The sequence below is a fragment of the Bradyrhizobium sp. WSM4873 genome, assembly GCF_055811355.1.
In genome coordinates this window covers 1-16,152 of record NZ_JBVVPS010000017.1, presented here as the reverse complement: position 1 = coordinate 16,152, position 16,152 = coordinate 1, and the positions used below count along the sequence as shown (strand labels likewise).

14 protein-coding genes and 1 tRNA gene are annotated in these 16,152 nt (G+C 63.1%); 8 read left to right on the top strand and 7 right to left on the bottom strand.

Features of this window, described 5'->3' with window-relative positions:
* Positions 1-136 precede the first annotated feature (136 nt).
* The gene (locus tag AC0L21_RS21865; protein WP_473263886.1) at positions 137-2,614 is read right to left on the bottom strand and encodes a PAS domain-containing hybrid sensor histidine kinase/response regulator; all 2,478 of its coding nucleotides are present in this window, start codon (positions 2,612-2,614) and stop codon (positions 137-139) included.
* 215 nt (positions 2,615-2,829) lie between these two features.
* On the opposite strand from AC0L21_RS21865, the gene AC0L21_RS21860 reads away from it, so the two are divergent.
* The 4 genes from AC0L21_RS21860 (at position 2,830) to AC0L21_RS21845 (ending at position 7,440) form a co-directional block, all read left to right on the top strand.
* Positions 2,830-3,912, top strand: a complete 1,083-nt coding sequence (locus AC0L21_RS21860; protein WP_473263885.1) for a zinc-binding metallopeptidase family protein — start codon at positions 2,830-2,832, stop codon at positions 3,910-3,912.
* Between the two features lie 182 nt (positions 3,913-4,094).
* Positions 4,095-6,110 (top strand): acetyl-CoA carboxylase biotin carboxylase subunit, encoded by a 2,016-nt coding sequence (locus tag AC0L21_RS21855; RefSeq protein WP_473263884.1) that lies wholly within the window; start codon positions 4,095-4,097, stop codon positions 6,108-6,110.
* Between the two features lie 167 nt (positions 6,111-6,277).
* Complete coding sequence (locus AC0L21_RS21850) at positions 6,278-7,144, top strand: isocitrate lyase/PEP mutase family protein (protein WP_473263883.1); 867 nt, start codon at positions 6,278-6,280, stop codon at positions 7,142-7,144.
* Positions 7,141-7,440, top strand: coding sequence for an acylphosphatase (locus tag AC0L21_RS21845; protein WP_473263882.1), 300 nt, complete (start codon positions 7,141-7,143; stop codon positions 7,438-7,440). The genes AC0L21_RS21850 and AC0L21_RS21845 overlap by 4 nt, the downstream gene beginning before the upstream one ends.
* Before the next feature lie 8 nt (positions 7,441-7,448).
* Here the strand turns inward: AC0L21_RS21845 and AC0L21_RS21840 are convergent, their stop codons facing one another.
* Positions 7,449-8,969, bottom strand: a complete 1,521-nt coding sequence (locus AC0L21_RS21840) for an ATP-binding protein (protein ID WP_473263881.1) — start codon at positions 8,967-8,969, stop codon at positions 7,449-7,451.
* A gap of 150 nt (positions 8,970-9,119) precedes the next feature.
* On the bottom strand, positions 9,120-9,974 hold the full coding sequence (locus AC0L21_RS21835; RefSeq protein WP_473263880.1) for a LysR family transcriptional regulator: 855 nt from the start codon (positions 9,972-9,974) through the stop codon (positions 9,120-9,122).
* A gap of 111 nt (positions 9,975-10,085) precedes the next feature.
* Between AC0L21_RS21835 and AC0L21_RS21830 the strand changes: the two genes are divergently transcribed.
* Positions 10,086-10,508, top strand: a complete 423-nt coding sequence (locus AC0L21_RS21830) for a tautomerase family protein (protein WP_007603164.1) — start codon at positions 10,086-10,088, stop codon at positions 10,506-10,508.
* A 58-nt stretch (positions 10,509-10,566) separates the two neighbouring features.
* On the opposite strand, the gene AC0L21_RS21825 is transcribed toward AC0L21_RS21830, so the two are convergent.
* Both AC0L21_RS21825 and lipB read right to left on the bottom strand, forming a co-directional pair.
* Positions 10,567-11,280 carry a DNA helicase gene (locus AC0L21_RS21825; protein WP_473263879.1) on the bottom strand — a complete coding sequence of 238 codons (714 nt, stop codon included), beginning with the start codon at positions 11,278-11,280 and terminating at the stop codon, positions 10,567-10,569.
* A 197-nt stretch (positions 11,281-11,477) separates the two neighbouring features.
* Positions 11,478-12,224 (bottom strand): lipoyl(octanoyl) transferase LipB, encoded by a 747-nt coding sequence (gene lipB, locus AC0L21_RS21820; protein ID WP_473263878.1) that lies wholly within the window; start codon positions 12,222-12,224, stop codon positions 11,478-11,480.
* A gap of 136 nt (positions 12,225-12,360) precedes the next feature.
* Between lipB and AC0L21_RS21815 the strand changes: the two genes are divergently transcribed.
* The 3 genes from AC0L21_RS21815 to AC0L21_RS21805 all read left to right on the top strand — a co-directional run bounded on the left by AC0L21_RS21815 (position 12,361) and on the right by AC0L21_RS21805 (position 14,005).
* Positions 12,361-12,603 carry a FliM/FliN family flagellar motor switch protein gene (locus AC0L21_RS21815; RefSeq protein WP_007603171.1) on the top strand — a complete coding sequence of 81 codons (243 nt, stop codon included), beginning with the start codon at positions 12,361-12,363 and terminating at the stop codon, positions 12,601-12,603.
* Positions 12,604-12,788: 185 nt separating this feature from the next.
* Positions 12,789-12,873 (top strand) — tRNA-Leu (locus AC0L21_RS21810).
* Positions 12,874-13,012: 139 nt separating this feature from the next.
* The gene (locus AC0L21_RS21805; RefSeq protein WP_473263877.1) at positions 13,013-14,005 is read left to right on the top strand and encodes a DUF6538 domain-containing protein; all 993 of its coding nucleotides are present in this window, start codon (positions 13,013-13,015) and stop codon (positions 14,003-14,005) included.
* A 520-nt stretch (positions 14,006-14,525) separates the two neighbouring features.
* On the opposite strand, the gene AC0L21_RS21800 is transcribed toward AC0L21_RS21805, so the two are convergent.
* Positions 14,526-15,008 (bottom strand): hypothetical protein, encoded by a 483-nt coding sequence (locus tag AC0L21_RS21800; RefSeq protein WP_473263876.1) that lies wholly within the window; start codon positions 15,006-15,008, stop codon positions 14,526-14,528.
* 361 nt (positions 15,009-15,369) lie between these two features.
* Complete coding sequence (locus tag AC0L21_RS21795; RefSeq protein WP_473263875.1) at positions 15,370-15,945, bottom strand: hypothetical protein; 576 nt, start codon at positions 15,943-15,945, stop codon at positions 15,370-15,372.
* Positions 15,946-16,152: the final 207 nt, after the last annotated feature.

The following is a 16,152-nucleotide window of genomic DNA, read 5'->3' as shown; positions in this document are numbered from 1 at the left end:
GGAGCGGCGCGATAGCACCGTCATTGCGAGGAGCTCTTGCGACGAAGCAATCCAAGCTGCGCCGCCGGATGATTCTGAATCGCTTCGCCGCGCTCGAAATGACGCAGTCCGTGCCGCGTTCTCGCGATCGTCACACTCACCGCGCCATCGACGGCTTTGCCGTGATCGCCTTGCGCAAAATGCGCGACAGCGCTTCGACCGAATACGGCTTCTGGATCAGCTCGAAACCGCGATCGGCGTTCTCGGCGAGAACGTTGCTGTAACCAGAGGTGAGCACGACGGGCAGGCCCGGATAGCGTTCGCGGATGATGCCGGCGAGCTCGACGCCGTTCATGCCGGGCATGATGACGTCGGAGAAGACGAGATCGACGGCGAACTCGTTCTCGCCGAGGATGGCGAGCGCCGCATTGGCGTTGGCGGCGCGGCGAACGACATAGCCGAGGTCTTCCAGCAGCTCCGTGGAGAAGCGACCGACCTCGTCGTCGTCTTCCACCACGAGCACGCGATAGCCGCGCCCGGTGGCCGCGGCCTCATAGGTCAGCGCCGCGGCTTCCTGATCCGTCGCGGGGCTTTGCGCCCGCGGCAGATAGATGGTGAAGGTCGCACCTTCACCATGTGTGCTCGTCACGGCGATGTCGCCCTCGGACTGCTTTGCGAAGCCGAAGGCCTGGCTCAGGCCGAGGCCGGTGCCCTTGCCGACCTCCTTGGTGGTGAAGAACGGCTCGAAGATGGCCTCGATGTTTTCGGGCGCGATGCCGCTGCCGGTGTCGGCGACCGAGATCGCGACAAAGTCGCCGCCGCGCGCCGGTTGCGCGCGAAGGTTGGGGATGCCCTGAACTTTCCGGACCGCGATGGTGAGGCGGCCTTCGCCGTCCATGGCGTCGCGTGCGTTGATGGCGAGGTTGATCAGCGCGGTCTCGAATTGCGCGATATCGGCGACCGTGAAGCAGTCGCCATCGTGAACCTCCACCGCGATTTCGATGCGAGCACCGACCAGCGGCCGGACCAGTTGCGCGACGCCTTCAATCTGGCTGCCGACGTTGAATATCTGGGGTTTCAGTGGCTGCCGGCGCGCAAACGCCAGCAGCTGGGCGGTCAGCTTGGAGGCACGCTCGACGGTGTCGGAGATGGCATCGACATAGCGGCGGCGGCGCTCCTCCGGCAGCTCGCGGCGCCGCAGGAAATCGGTGGCCGAGCGGATGATGGTAAGCAGATTGTTGAAGTCGTGCGCGACGCCGCCGGTGAGCTGGCCGATCGCCTCCATCTTCTGCGATTGCCGCAGCGCTTCCTCGCCGCGGCGGCGCTCGGTGATGTCCACCGCCTCGGGCACCGCGCCGGTGATGTTGCCGTGGCGGTCGAGCACCGGGCGCATGCCGAACTCGAAATCACGCTCGCCGATGGGAAGGCGCAGGCGCATCTCCAGCCGCACGGCTTCGCCTTTCAGCACGGTGTCGAAGGCCTCGCGCACCCGCGCACTCATGCTCTCTGTCGTGCTGAACCAGGGCGTCTGCCATAACGGCTTTCCGATCACGTCCACAGGGCTCGCCTTGATGGCGTCGAGCACGGTCGTGTTGGCGTAAAGCAGCTCGCCCTTGAGATTGACGAGACCCTGATATTGGTTGCTGGTCTCCAGGATCGCGCGCAGCCGCGCCTCGTTGGATTCGAGCTCGGCGGTGCGCTCGGCGATGCGTTCTTCCAGCGTCTCATTGAGCTGCCGGAGCTCGATCTCGGCCTGCTTGGCCACCGTAATGTCATGGGCAACGCCGATGAAGCCGATATGCCTGCCGGTCGGGTCCCAGCGCGGCTGCGATTCCGAACGCAGCCAGCGCCATTCACCGGCGGCGTTCTTGTAGCGGGCTTCCAGCACGAACGGTTTGAGCGATGCTTCACCCTGAACGGACTGCTGCAGCACATGCGGCAGGTCGTCCGGATGGAGCACCTTGCGCCAGTCGAAGGAGATGGCCTGGTCATAGGGCAGGCCGACGAAATCGACATAGGCCTGGTTGGCGAAGGACCGTGTGCGGTCGAGTTTCGTGACCCAGATCGGCACCGGGGCGCTGTCGGCGATCAGCCGGAAGCGCTCCTCGCTCTCGCGCAGGGTCTCGCGCACCAGCATCTGGTCGGTGACGTCGATATGGGCGCCGACGAGGCGGAGGGCACGGCCGCCACCGTCGCGCTCGATTTTGGCAACGACGCGGATCCAGCGGGTCTCGCCGTCGCTCGGGCGGATGATGCGGTATTCGGCGGTGTAGTCCTCGCTGGTGCCGGACAGCGCGTCGATGAAATGCTTCACCGTAGCGTCCCGGTCGTCGGGATGAATGCGGTTGATCCAGTCCTCGTGCGACTCGTCGGCGGCTTCCGGCGGCAGGCCGTGGAGCATCAGATATTCCGGCGAACGGCGGTTCTTGAAGCCTTCGCGGAAGTCGACTTCGAGACCGCCGACCTTGCCGATGCGCTGGATGCGCGCAAGCTCGGCTTCGCGCTCCTGGAGCGCGCGATAGGCGTTGTCGCGCTCGCGTGCGACGTCTTCCAGGTGCTGGCGCAGCCTTTCGGCGGCGAAGGTCTCGGGCAAAGGATCGTTCAAGGCGGTGGCCGTTGTGATGCGGGAGCGCACGTGGCCGACCGATATTCACACAGACGAAGCGTGATGGCCATGGCTCAAAGGAAATATGGAAAGAAAGACGTCGCCGAATGCAGTGTGGTGGGCATGAACGAACGCCGAGTCTGGCTATTTGTTCCGAACCTTGGAACGATGAGCCTTCCGGGCGCGTATCTCCGGGGCGCCACAACTTTCATTCCCAAAAGCTCCCTTTCCGAAGAGGCTAAATCTTGAAGCTTTTTGTCTGCCAGGCCTGCGGCAACGTCCTCTATTTCGAGAACCGCGCCTGCGAACGCTGCGGGCATCACGTCGCGTTCTTGCCCGAGAAGGAGACGATGTCGGCGATCGAGCCCGACGGGGAGGCTCAAGGTGGGGTCTGGCGGACGCTGGCTACCAAGGGCGAAAGTCGCATGCTGTGCAGCAATGCCGAGCATGATGCGTGCAACTGGCTGACGGATGCGGGCGATACCACCGGCTATTGCCGCGCCTGCCGCCATAACGGCGTCGTCCCGGACCTGTCGGATCCGGCGCAACTCGCCGGCTGGCGGGAGCTGGAAATGGCGAAGCACCGGCTGTTCTATTCCCTGATCCGCTGGAAGCTGCCGCTCCAGACCCGGCAGGACAATCCCGAACATGGCCTGATCTTCAATTTCCTCGCCGACGATCCGCAGAGCGGGCAGAAGGTCCTGACCGGCCACGACAACGGCCTGATCACGATCGCGCTGACCGAGGCCGACGACATCGAGCGCGAGCGGCGCAGGCTGGAGATGGGCGAGCCCTACCGGACGCTGCTCGGGCATTTCCGCCACGAGGTCGGGCACTATTTCTGGGACGTGCTGGTGCGCGACGGCGGCAAGCTCGACGAATGCCGCGCCGTGTTCGGCGACGATTCCGCCGATTACGGCCAGGCCCTGCAGCGCCACTATGCCGATGGCGCCCCGCCGGACTGGCAGCAGAACTACGTTTCGGCCTACGCGACGACGCATCCGTGGGAGGATTTCGCGGAGACCTGGGCGCACTATCTTCACATCGTCGACACCCTGGAGATGGCCAGCGAGTTCGGCATGGAGGTGCGGCCCAAGGTCGACCGCGACGGGGAGTTGACGACGCGTATCCGCTTCAACCCTTACGATGCGAGGGACGTCGAGGCGATCGTCAACGCATGGCTGCCTTTCACCTTCGCCATGAACAGCGTCAACCGCGCCATGGGCATGCGCGACCTCTATCCGTTCATCCTCTCGCCGGTCGTTGTCGACAAGCTCGGCTTCATTCACGGCCTGGTCCGGGACGTGGGCAAAGCCGGGAAGCCGTAGGCCCTTCGGGGCCTGCCAGGCCCGTTTCGGTCTTGCTTTGGTCTTGCGCTGGTACGCCAGAGGACCCGGATTTTGACCGTTGCCTCCGGCCTATTTTGATGTACCACGGGAGCCACACGGCCCTCCCATAGGCTCCAACGGCCAGGGAAGGGTCCCGCCCAAGGTCGAGACTCAAGAAAAGCATGTTCAAACGCATTCTGATCGCCAATCGCGGCGAAATCGCCTGCCGGGTCATCAAGACCGCTCGCCGCATGGGAGTTCAGACGGTCGCGGTGTATTCCGAGGCCGACCGCGACGCCCTCCATGTCGAGATGGCCGACGAGGCCGTGCTGATCGGCCCGCCGGCTGCGGCCGAGAGTTATCTGGTGATCGAGAAGATCGTGGAGGCCTGCCGCAAGACCGGCGCCGAGGCCGTGCATCCCGGTTACGGCTTCCTGTCTGAGCGCGAGGCGTTTCCGCGCGCGCTCGAGGCGGCCGGTATCGTCTTCATCGGCCCCAACCCGGGTGCGATTGCGGCGATGGGCGACAAGATCGAATCCAAGAGGGCTGCCGCGAAGGCAAAAGTCTCGACCGTGCCCGGCTATCTCGGCGTCATCGACGACGCCACGCACGCGGTCAAGATCGCCGACGAGATCGGTTATCCCGTGATGATCAAGGCCTCGGCCGGCGGTGGCGGCAAGGGCATGCGCATCGCGCATTCGACCTCCGAGGTCGCCGAAGGATTCAACCTCGCCAAGGCCGAGGCCAAGGCCTCGTTCGGCGACGACCGGGTCTTCATCGAGAAGTTCATCGTCGACCCCCGCCACATCGAGATCCAGCTGCTCGGCGACAAGCACGGCAACGTGATCTATCTCGGCGAGCGCGAATGCTCGATCCAGCGCCGCAACCAGAAGGTCATCGAGGAAGCGCCGTCGCCGCTGCTCGACGAAGCCACTCGCCGCAAGATGGGCGAGCAGGCAGTCGCACTCGCCAAGGCCGTGAATTACGACTCTGCCGGCACCGTCGAATTCGTCGCGGGGCAGGACAAGAGCTTCTACTTCCTGGAGATGAACACGCGCCTCCAGGTCGAGCATCCCGTCACCGAGCTTGTCACCGGCGTCGACCTCGTCGAGCAGATGCTCCGCGTTGCCGCCGGCGAGAAGCTCGCCATTGCGCAGAAGGACGTCACGCTCACGGGCTGGGCAGTGGAGTCGCGTCTCTACGCCGAAGACCCGTTCCGCAACTTCCTGCCCTCGATCGGGCGCCTCGTGAAATACCGTCCGCCGGCGGAAGCGAGCCAGGACGGCATCACCGTGCGCAACGACACCGGCGTGCAGGAGGGCGGCGAGATCTCGATCCATTACGATCCGATGATCGCCAAGCTCGTCACCCACGCGCCGTCGCGCGCGGCCGCGATCGAGGCGCAGGCCACCGCGCTGGACTCATTCTATGTGGACGGCATCCGTCACAACATCCCGTTCCTGTCGGCGCTGATGCATCATCCGCGCTGGCGCGAAGGCCGGCTCTCCACCGGCTTTATCGCCGAGGAATTCCCCAAGGGCTTTGCCGTGCGCGTGCCGGAAGGCGAGGTCGCACGGCGGCTTGCCGCGGTCGGCGCCGCCATCGATCACGTGCTCGGCGAGCGCAAGCGGCAGATCTCGGGTCAGATGGGCGGCCGCATCGTGCAGCGCGAGCGGCGCCGTGCGGTCTGGCTCGAGCGCCAGGAGATCCTGCTGGAGATCGCGCGCGAGGGCGAGGCGGTCGCGGTGCGTTTCCTCGATGCCGACGGCAAGGCCGGCAATGCGCATCTGTTGCAATCGCCGTGGAAGCCGGGCGATCCGGTCTGGCAGGGCACCATCGACGGGCACCTCGTGGCGGTGCAGGTGCGCCCGATCGCGAACGGCATCCGCCTCGCGCATCAGGGCGTCGAGGTGCCGGTCTATGTCTGGACCGAAGCGGAAGCTGCCTCGGCGCGGCTGATGCCGGTGACCACGGCTGCCGACACCGGCAAGAAACTGCTTTGTCCAATGCCCGGTCTCGTGGTCTCGATCGCGGTCACCGAAGGGCAGGAGGTCAAGGCCGGCGAGACGCTCGCGGTGGTCGAAGCCATGAAGATGCAGAACGTGCTGCGCGCCGAGCAGGACGGCACCGTAAAGAAGATCCACGCCACCGCCGGCGCGACGCTTGCGGTGGACGCGCTGATTTTGGAGTTTGCGTAGGGGCCCAATGTCGTCCTGGCGAAAGCCAGGACCCATTACCCCAGGGAGTAGTTGTTGATGGCGATGGTGGCCGTCATTTTCTGCCACCATATCCAATTGTGGTAATGGGTCCTGGCTTTCGCCAGGACGACGGCGGGGACGCAATTCGCACTAACCGAGACATCACCATGGCCTTTCGTTCCCGCCGCGAAAAACTGCGAGCGATCCTGTCGGGCGGGACGTGCGTCCATCCCGGCTCGGTCTACGACGCCATCTCGATCCGCATCGCCGAGGATCTCGGTTTCCCGCTCGGCATGTTCGGCGGCTCGGTGGCTTCGCTCGCGGTGCTCGGCGACCCCGACATCACGCTGATCACGCTCACCGAGCTTGCCGAGCAGATGCGGCGGATGTCGCGTGCGGCAGCGCTTCCGGTGCTGGTCGATGCCGATCACGGCTATGGCAACGCGCTCAACGTGCGCCGCACGGTGCAGGAGCTGGAGACGGCGGGCGCCGCCGGCCTCACCATAGAGGACACGCTGCTGCCGGCTGGGTTCGGCGAGGCGAAGACGCAGCTGATCTCGCTGGAGGAGGGCGTCGGCAAGATGAAGGCGGCACTCGACGGCCGCGGCGATCCCTCGCTCGTCATCATGGGCCGCACCGGCGCGGCCTCGATCACCTCGATCGGGGATGCGATCCGCCGCGCCAGGGCCTATGAGGCTACCGGCGTCGACGCCCTGTTCTTCACCGGCATCAAGTCGCGTGCCGAGCTCGAAGCCATCGCATCTGCGACGCGCCTGCCGATCGTGCTCGGCGGCGCGCCGGAGGAGCTGAACGTGCTCGAATACCTCGCGGGCCAGCGCGTGCGCATCGCGCTTCAGGGCCATGCGCCGATCGCGGCCGCAACACAGGCCGTTTACGAGACGCAGAAGGCGCTACGCGACGGCACTGCGCCGAAGAATCTCAAAGGCCTCCCGTCATCGGACCTGACCAGCCGTGTCACGCGCGAGGGCGACGTCAAGGCGCGTAGCGCCGATGTCCTTGGACTGAAACAATGAGCCGGGCGATCCTCCAGGTCATGATCCGCGGCCGTGTACAGGGCGTCGGCTACCGGGCTTGGCTCGAGCATCAGGCGACGACGTGCGGTCTCGAAGGCTGGGTCCGCAACCGCCGCGACGGCAGCGTCGAAGCGCTGTTCGCAGGACCGCCGAAGCACGTCGCCGACATGGTGGCGCTGTGCCGCCACGGCCCACCGTCTTCGCGTGTCGACAGTGTCACCAGCGAGACGGCCGATGTCGGCGAGCTGAACTTGCGCCGGGCAGGCGAGGCGTTTTCGGTGTTGCCGACGGTATAGCCAGAGAATTACCGCGGCAGCTTGGCGATCGCTTCGCTCAATTCGTGGATCTCGTAGGGCTTGCGCAGGATCGGGAAATCGCCGCGCACGCCTGCGGCGACTTCGCTGTAGCCGGTGGCGAGCAGAATCGGCAGGCCGGGGCGGATCTGGCGGAGGTGATGGGCCAGGCTGAGCCCGTCCATCTTGCCGGGCATGACGATATCCGAGAACACGAAGTCGACGCCGTTCTTCTCGATCTCGCTCAAGGCGGCTTCGGCGTCCGCGACCCGGCGCACCCGATAGCCGAGCTGCTCCAGGAGACCGATGCTGACGGCGGCGACGTCCGGATTGTCCTCGACCAGCAGCACCGTGCCGCTGCCTTGGAACGCCGGTTCTCCCGCCGCCTCGCGCGATGGTTCGTCTTCTCCGCGCGGCAGGAGGATGGTGAAGGTGGTGCCCTTGCCGAGCGCGCTCGCGACCCGGATCGTGCCGCCGGCCTGATGGGCGAAGCCGTGCACCTGGGAGAGACCGAGGCCGGTGCCCTTTCCGATCGGTTTGGTCGTGAAGAACGGCTCGAAGATCTTGTCGAGAACGTCGGAGGGAATGCCGAGGCCGGTATCGCTGACGTCGATCGCGATGAATTCGCCGACGAGGGGGTCCTCGTTGAGCACGAGATTGCGCGCTGCGATCGTCACCGTGCCTCCGTCGGGCATCGCGTCGCGCGCATTGATGACCAGGTTGAGCAGCGCGGTCTCGAGCTCGGAAACGTCGGTCCTGATCGGCCAGACGTCGCCGCTGACGTCGAAAGCCAAGCGCACGGAGCTGCCGACGCCGGCATCGAGCACCTCGCGGATCGCCGCGATGCGGTCGGCGAAGTCGATCGCCTGCGGATTGACGCTCTGCCGCCGCGCGAAGGTGAGGAGCTGGTTGGTCAGCGCCGCGCCGCGCCTGGTGGCGGTCTCGATCGCTGAGATCGCGCGCTGAAGCTTGGCTTCGTCGTCGGCCCCTCGCTTCAGCATGTGGAGGCTGCCGCTGATGATCATCAGGAGGTTATTGAAGTCGTGGGCGACCCCGCCGGTGAGCTGGCCGAGCGCATCGAATTTCTGGGATTCGGCGAGCTGCTTCTGCATCGCCTCGAGCTTGAGCTGGGTATTGCGGCGCTCGGTGATGTCGCGCGTGATCTTGGCGAAGCCGACCAGCTCGCCGGCCTCGTAGATCGGATCGATCACGACGCTGGCCCAGAAGAAAGTGCCGTCCTTGCGGACGCGCCAGCCTTCCTCCTCGTAACGGCCCTTTTCCCGCGCAATCCCGAGCGCACGGGCGGGCTTGCCGTTGGCGCGGTCGGTCTCGGTGTAGAAACGGGAAAAGTGCTGGCCGAGGATCTCCCCGGGGGAATAGCCCTTGATGCGCTCGCCGCCGATGTTCCAGCTGGTGATTCTTCCGGTGGGATCGAGCATGTAGAGCGCGTAGTCCGCAACTCCTTCAACTAACAGGCGGAAACTGCGTTCGCTTTCGAACAAGTCCCTCTGCTGACTAGACTTCTCGACCATTCCCGGACCCTGCCTCAACGGGGGCAAACGCAGCACGTGGCGGATTGTTCCCGCGGGTTTGGAACCTTTTTAGGCAATATTGCGAGCCCGTATGCAGGACGCAGTCTAGCAGACACACGCAGCGCATTCGAGCCGGAAAGCCGTCCAGAGTCAGACCGCCGCCGCGCTCCGAAACGTCGCGGCCACCGCGCGCAATGCCGCGAGCTTGGCGGGATCGCTGACCTTCGAATGCAGCATCACTTTGGAGTTGCCGAGTTTCGGCAGCTTATGGGTCGGCCCGATATCGACCAACCCGGGAGGCGCGATCCGTCGCGCCAGCGGCGCGATTGCAAGTCCGGCAAGTGCGGCCGCGACCACCGCCGTGACGCCGCCGCCGACAAAACGCTCGCGCCAGGCGAGGCCGGCCTTGTCGAGCGCGCGCACCGCGATCGCACGGACCCCGCAGGGCGGGGCGAGGGTTGCGAGCGGCAGCGCTTCGCCCTTGGGCACGGTGAAGCGTCTTGACGCGAACCAGCCGAACTCGTCCTCGGCCAGCTTCTCGCCGCCGCGGCGGCTGCCTTCCTGGCGCACGATCACCGCATCCAGTTCGCCCGCATCATAGGCCTCCTGCATCTCGCGCGAGAAGCCGATGGTGACAGCGAGCGTGAGGTTCGACGACATCGCATGCAGGCGTTCGAGCAGGGGTACCAGCTCCGGCCCCGCGGCGTGGTCGGAGATGCCGAGCGAGAGCGACTGCGCGACCGAGGCCTCGCCCGACAGCGCGCGGTCATGTGCCGCGATCAGCGCCCGGGCGCGCTCGAGGAACATCGCGCCGTCTGCCGTGAGCCGGACCGCCCGCGGCGAGCGCTCGACGAGGCGCTTGCCAAGCAGCGTTTCCAGCCGTTGCAGCTTCAGACTGACCGCCGCCTGGGTCGTGCCGAGCGCTTCGGCGGTGCGGGTGAAGCTCTGGAGGTCGGCGACCAGCAGGAAGGCCTGGACGGTGGCGATATCGAGCGTTGCTGTCATTATGATATGTTATCACTGCTATCAATAGAGATAAGATACCAAAATGTCGAGGGCCGGTCTAGCTTCTTACCAACGCCGCGCGAACCGCGCGACATGATGAGGAGAACGACCATGCCGCTGATCACCGTGTCCTACACCACCTCCCGCCAGTCGCCCTCGCTGAAGGCCGACATCGCGAGCGCCGTGTCCGAGCTCACTGCAAAAATCCTGCACAAGGATCCTGAGGTCACCGCCATCATCGTGAAGTCGGTGGAAGCGGGTGACTGGTTCGCCGGTGGCAAGTCGCTCGCAGAGCAAAAGCTGGCGAGCTATTGGATCGACATCCACGTCAGCGAAGGCACCAACACCAAGGACGAGAAGGCCGCCTATCTCGCCGCGATGTTCCAGCGCATGGCCGGGATCCTGGGGCCGCTGCATCACGAGACATATCTGCACGTCGATGAAGTCAAGGGCGACGCCTATGGCTTTGGCGGCCTCACCCAGGAACGGCGCTACATCGCCGGCAAGCTCGAGGTCTCGCCGGAGAAGGCATGAGGAGAGGGGCCGCGGGTGAACCACCGCACCCGCGGCCTGAACCGGTTGCCAGAGATCGTCAGCTCGCTATGCCAAACTGCACCTCGGAATTGTTCAGGAAACAGGTCTTGTCGAACAGCTTCAAATCGAGCGGGTTCGGCAGCCTGACATCGTCCAGGTCAGGGCAGGGTTTGAGCGATGGATCATAGGAGCGGTCGATCTGCGAGATGAAGACGACGATCAATCCCTTGTCGCGCGCGAATGATTTCAACGCGCGCACCTGAATGGTGAGGTCGGGATTTTCCCGCCGCTGGTCGAGCAGTTGCAGATAGTCGATCACCACGACCGTACCGCGCGGCGCCGCGGCCATCTGCTTGACGACGTAATCGGCACTGATGGCGTCGGAGCAATCGATCTCGAAGAGTTTTTCGAATTGCGCCAGGTCCACGCCGATCGCCCGAAAGCGATCCAGAACGTCTTTCTCGGTGTATTCGAGCGAGAAGAACGCCGCGCGATGGCCCGACCGCATCGCCTCCACAGCAAGCTCGAGGCTCATCAGGGTCTTGCCCTGGCCGGGGCGCGCCCCGACCAGCACCAGGTCACCCGGTTGGAATTGCGGGAAAAGCCGGTTGGCCGGCGTCGCTGCGGCCGCTTTCGCCGCGAGCATGCTCCATGCGGAAAAGCCTTCCCTCGCGGCGATGCGGTCGAGCGCATCGTGCAGCGGGATGCCTTCCTCGCGGGACAGGCGCTTCGCTCTTCGCTTCAGATGATAGATGGGTGCAGACAGTCTCATCGCAAAACCTCCCATTGCGAGCTGAAACGCAACCCCTCCTTATGCCTGGCGCTCGAACAGTCGGTCCGATGGTTTAGTCGCCCGGCATGACATCTGCTTTCCCGGCGGAGGGGGGAGGCGTGGGCGACACCGGAATCGAGCGTAGCCGATTCCGCATTGGCGGAAAACGATAGAGGCGGGGCGCTCTACAGAAAGCGTTAGACGGCTTCCGGCATCAGCGCCCGGGTCGGCCCGAACAGTTCCTCGAAGGCCTGCCGGAGCGCGACGTCGACATCGGCCATCGTCACGAGCTGACCGAGATCGACCAGCGAGGTGACGCCGTAGCGGGGATCGGCGACGCCGCAGGGCACGATGCCGGCGAAATGCGACAGCTCCGGCTCGACATTGATGGCGATGCCGTGAAACGAGACCCAGCGCTTCAGCCGGACGCCGATTGCCGCGATCTTGTCCTCGTGCTCGGGTCCCTTGTCAGCCCGCTTCACCCAGACGCCGACCCGGTCCTCGCGCCGCTCGCCACGGATGTTGAAGGCGGCGAGCGTCCGCAGACTCAGCTCCTCCAGGCTCGCGACATAGGCCCGCACGTCCGGCCGGCGACGCTTGAGGTCGAGCATGACATAGGCCACGCGCTGGCCGGGCCCGTGATAGGTGAGCTGGCCGCCGCGCCCGGTGGCAAAGGTCGGGAATCGGGCATCGAGCAGGTCGGTGGCCTTGCCCGAGGTGCCGGACGTGTAGAGCGGGGGATGTTCCAGCAGCCAGACCAGCTCCGGAGCTTCACCCGCTGCGATCGCCGCGACGCGCGCCTCCATTTCGGCCACGGCCTCCGGATAGGGCACCGGCGCGTCCGAAATCCGCCACTCCACCGGCTCGCCGGAGGAGCCGGAAAACGGCGTCAAATCGAGCTCTTGGCGCTGGTTTTGGCGGGGGTTTCGAGGTGAATTAACCATTGGCTAACCATAACCGGGTGATGATCGCAGGCGCAAATTCCAAGTCGTTAGTCCCAAGTCCCAAGTCCCAAGTCCCAAGTCCCAAGTCCCAAGTCCCAAGTCCCAAGTCCTAGTCCCAAGTTGCGGTGGTCCTGAAGTGCCTACTCTCGACAAAGTCACCGTGGATCTCATGGTCGTCCTCGGGACGACCACCATGCCGATCCATCAGGTATTACGTCTTTCCCGCGGCGCCATCATCGAGCTGGACGCAACCGAGGCCGACGAGGTCAAGGTTTTGGCCAATAATTTGCCGGTCGCCTCCGGCGTCGTGCTGGTCGACCGCAACCGGATCGCGGTCGAGGTCAAGCAGATGCTGCCACGTATCCCGGGCACGCGGTAGCGGCCTGGGCATACGGTAGCGGCTCGGGCAGGCGGAAAAGGCCGATCTGGGCGCAAGGAGCCGGAACTTTCCTGCCAAGCTTGTGGAATTCAGGGCTTTTGGAGGCTTGTACCCCTCTGACGGATTTGTTAGATCGGCGCCGTTGATCCGGTTGGCCTTCAAGCCTCAAGCCGGCATCCCCAAAAGCGCTCGTGGCGGAATTGGTAGACGCGCTGCCTTGAGGTGGCAGTGAGTAAAATCGTGGGGGTTCGAGTCCCTCCGAGCGCACCAAGAAGCAAAACCTTCCAAACAGCTATCCCCCTGAAAACGCAGCGAAATCCTCGCGGCGCGCTTCTGGCCCTTCCCGCCTCGGCGTTTTGTGTGATACAGATCGGGATATGTTCTGTGATACACGGCGGGAGAACGCACCTTGGTAAGACAGGAAAATCAGGATCGCTTTCTGCTCTTGAGGGACGGCGTCTATTACTACTGGCGGCGCGTGCCGAAGGTCGTCGTGCATCTCGACGACCGCGTGCCAGTGATCCGGGTCTCGCTCAAGACAGACGATCTGGCGAAGGCCAGGGGGCAGAGGGACATCCTCGAAGAAGCCGACAACATCCTATGGGCGTCTATGCTCACGGACGGCGGGAAGAGCGAGGCGGCGATGGCCGCCTACAAGGTCGCCCGAGCCCGTGCGGAGGCTCTAGGTTTCGCCTACCGCCCGGCGGTGGAGATTGCACAGCTTCCAATCGAAGACCTCGTCAGGCGCTTCGCTGCGATCTCTGACACGCGGACGCCGGTGGCCGTCGAGACGGCCGTCCTGGGCGGCGTGGATCGCCCACGGGTGAAGGTCAGCGAAGCCTTCGAGATTTACTGCAATGAGATCGCGGCCGTCGAGATCGTCGGCAAGAGCGAAGAGCAGAAGAAGTCGTGGAAGAAGGTCAAGCGCTACGCGGTCGAGGCGTTCACCAAGGTCGTCGGCGAAGACCTCGCGATGGACGACATCACGCGCGACCACGCAAAGAAGATGCACGATCACTTCAAGGGGCTGATCGCGCCGAAGGACGCCAAGGCGGACAAGAAGTCGGCCTCCCTCGGCAAGCGTCGCCTGGGCGACATGAGCATCCTCTACAAGCGCTACTATGCCCATATCGGCGTCGAGGGGCGTTCCAATCCATTCGAGGGCCTGACCTTCAATCAAAATTTCAAGAAGCGCCGCCTGCCGTTTCCGATTGAATGGGTGCGTGACGTGATCCTGAAGCCGGGCGCGCTCGCGGGCATGAACGACGACGCTCGCCACATCGTCTTCGTCTGCATCGAGACCGGCGCTCGCCCAATCGAACTTCGCTATCTGCGGAAGGAAATCTTGCTGATGGCGTTGTCGTTGGCGGCCTTCATGACGATCGATCCGGGCTTGCGATAGGGTTGCTAAGGAGCATCGTCCGAAAAATTGAACCGTTTGAGGAGGTCGTTTCAATATCTCTAACGAGCCCGGCCGCGATGCACGAGCCACACGTCGAGACAAGAATGGGTGGGGATTCCCAAACGATAAAGGCTCGCGACCTGAGACGGGAGCCTTAAAGCATCAGCATCAGGGGGGCATGCGTATAGTGATGTCAGAATAGTGCGATCAAGTGGATGATCAGTCGCGGAATGCCAAGGAATCGGCGCACAATTAAACTGCGTTCGACGAAACGACGTTGAAACGAAAGCCGTCGCCTTGAGAGGAGAGGAGAGGAGAAGGCAGAGTGTTCGGGGAGAATTAGTGAGCCAACCGATCCCGTTCCGGGCCGTTCCTAATGAAGTCCTCGAAGCTGTCGCTCTATGCTGATTGCTTGGTTCGCATTGCGGGCGCGTCTTTCAAAGGAATTGCGCCCATTGCCCGGAGGTTTGCGCTGGGCTTCCTCGAATTGCAACAGCTGATTTCAAGCGAGTCTGATTGCCTAACGTGCCTCGTTCGTCTCGCTTAACAGCAATCGTACAGCCTCCATAGTGAAGGCTGCCGAAACGAAGGAACCGTAATCCTGCAACTCGTCTCCCTTCGCCTCGTTCGCCTTGTCGACGACCACCTTCGCACTAAAGGCGTGAATCGATCGAGCGCAAAGCTCAGCCGCTCGATGGAATCCATACACTTCCATATCAATCCCTGCGACCTTTCTATGCTGTGCTTTCACAGTCTCTAGGCGCGCTTCGCTTGCAATCACAGCTGAGCCACTTGTGAATGCCGCCAATTTCGGCGTCGATATTTTTGAGGGACGGTCACCTCCGGAAAACGGTGCTTCCAGTCGTTGAATTAAGCCCTTCGTCTCCAGAAGCTTGCTTAAAGTTAAGCGGGTAATGCCGTTCTCTTTAACGCCCTTTTCGCGAAGGCAATCTCTTATGACTGCCCATTTATTTTCGTCATCCTCAAAAACAACTATTGCCATTTTAGCTTTCCCAACAGAGCGTCAAAAGCCGTTTCCCATTCAGGTGTTTTATATGAGTACAAGACTGCGCCGAGCACTTCTTGCCTGTACTTGGCGGATAGTACGCGTGCTGCTTGATGCAGTCTTACACGTTCGCCTCCGACGATGATGTCGGGGTACTGGGTGACAATGATTACCTTTGTAGAGACCCTAGTACTCGAAAGGGCTCGTAAGATTTCTATGCCCCCAACTGCCTGACCTCCGCCACCACTGCCCACGTCACCGGTGCTTGAAAAGGTCGGCAGGGCCATGTCAACAATAATGAGATCATAAGCTCCCTTCATTACTTCGAGCACCGCCTGTCGTACCCCAATTGCGCGAGTTAGTTCAGATGCTGCAAGGCCTTTAATCGCTCCAGCTCGGTTTCGGTGAGAAGATATTCCAACCCAGTCGTGTGCTCACAGATGAAGCGCATTTCGTGTTGATCAAGGCGAGCAGAATTTCCGGCCGATTCAAGATAGGTGATCAATTGAACGGTCTTCAAAAACGAACCGCAGCATTGATGCTTCAGGAAATCGTTCGGGTCCTGAAAGCCCTGAAGTGCCTTAGTCAGATCGCGTGCGGTGAGAGAATCGCGAGCCGCAAGCGATGGATCTATTTTGGGCGACAACGTTGACAACAAGCGAGGGGCTAGTATGGCGTCAACAAACGCACGGTATCGCGCGCAATCCACAAACTCGGTGAATGCAAAGGCGCGTTGGTAGTAGACCATGTCGGCTTCGGCTGCTGACGCGTCGTCATACAGGGCGCGGGCGTTGAACGGAGTGTTCGCAAATGCGGATAGGGCTTCAACAATGCTGGGATCGAGTAAGTCGAGGGCGAGCGATCGAGTATCTTGCCATCGATCACCAAAATTAAGCGCTGAAATAATGCCGCAGATCTCATCTACGAGTGACATCGAATGGGATTTGCGAAGTAGGGCTCCTAGATCAGGCCGTGAAAGCGGCGCAGGAACAAGGTCATGTAAGGCTAGAAGCTTGCGATAGTCGTCCTCCTTAAGCTTTTGATGAAGCTGAACGCGTGTGGAGAGTACGCATACGACGAAGGCCGCCTGATTGACAAATGCGCGCGAGCGCGGCGAGTTCTACGATGGCGTTGCGTGAAG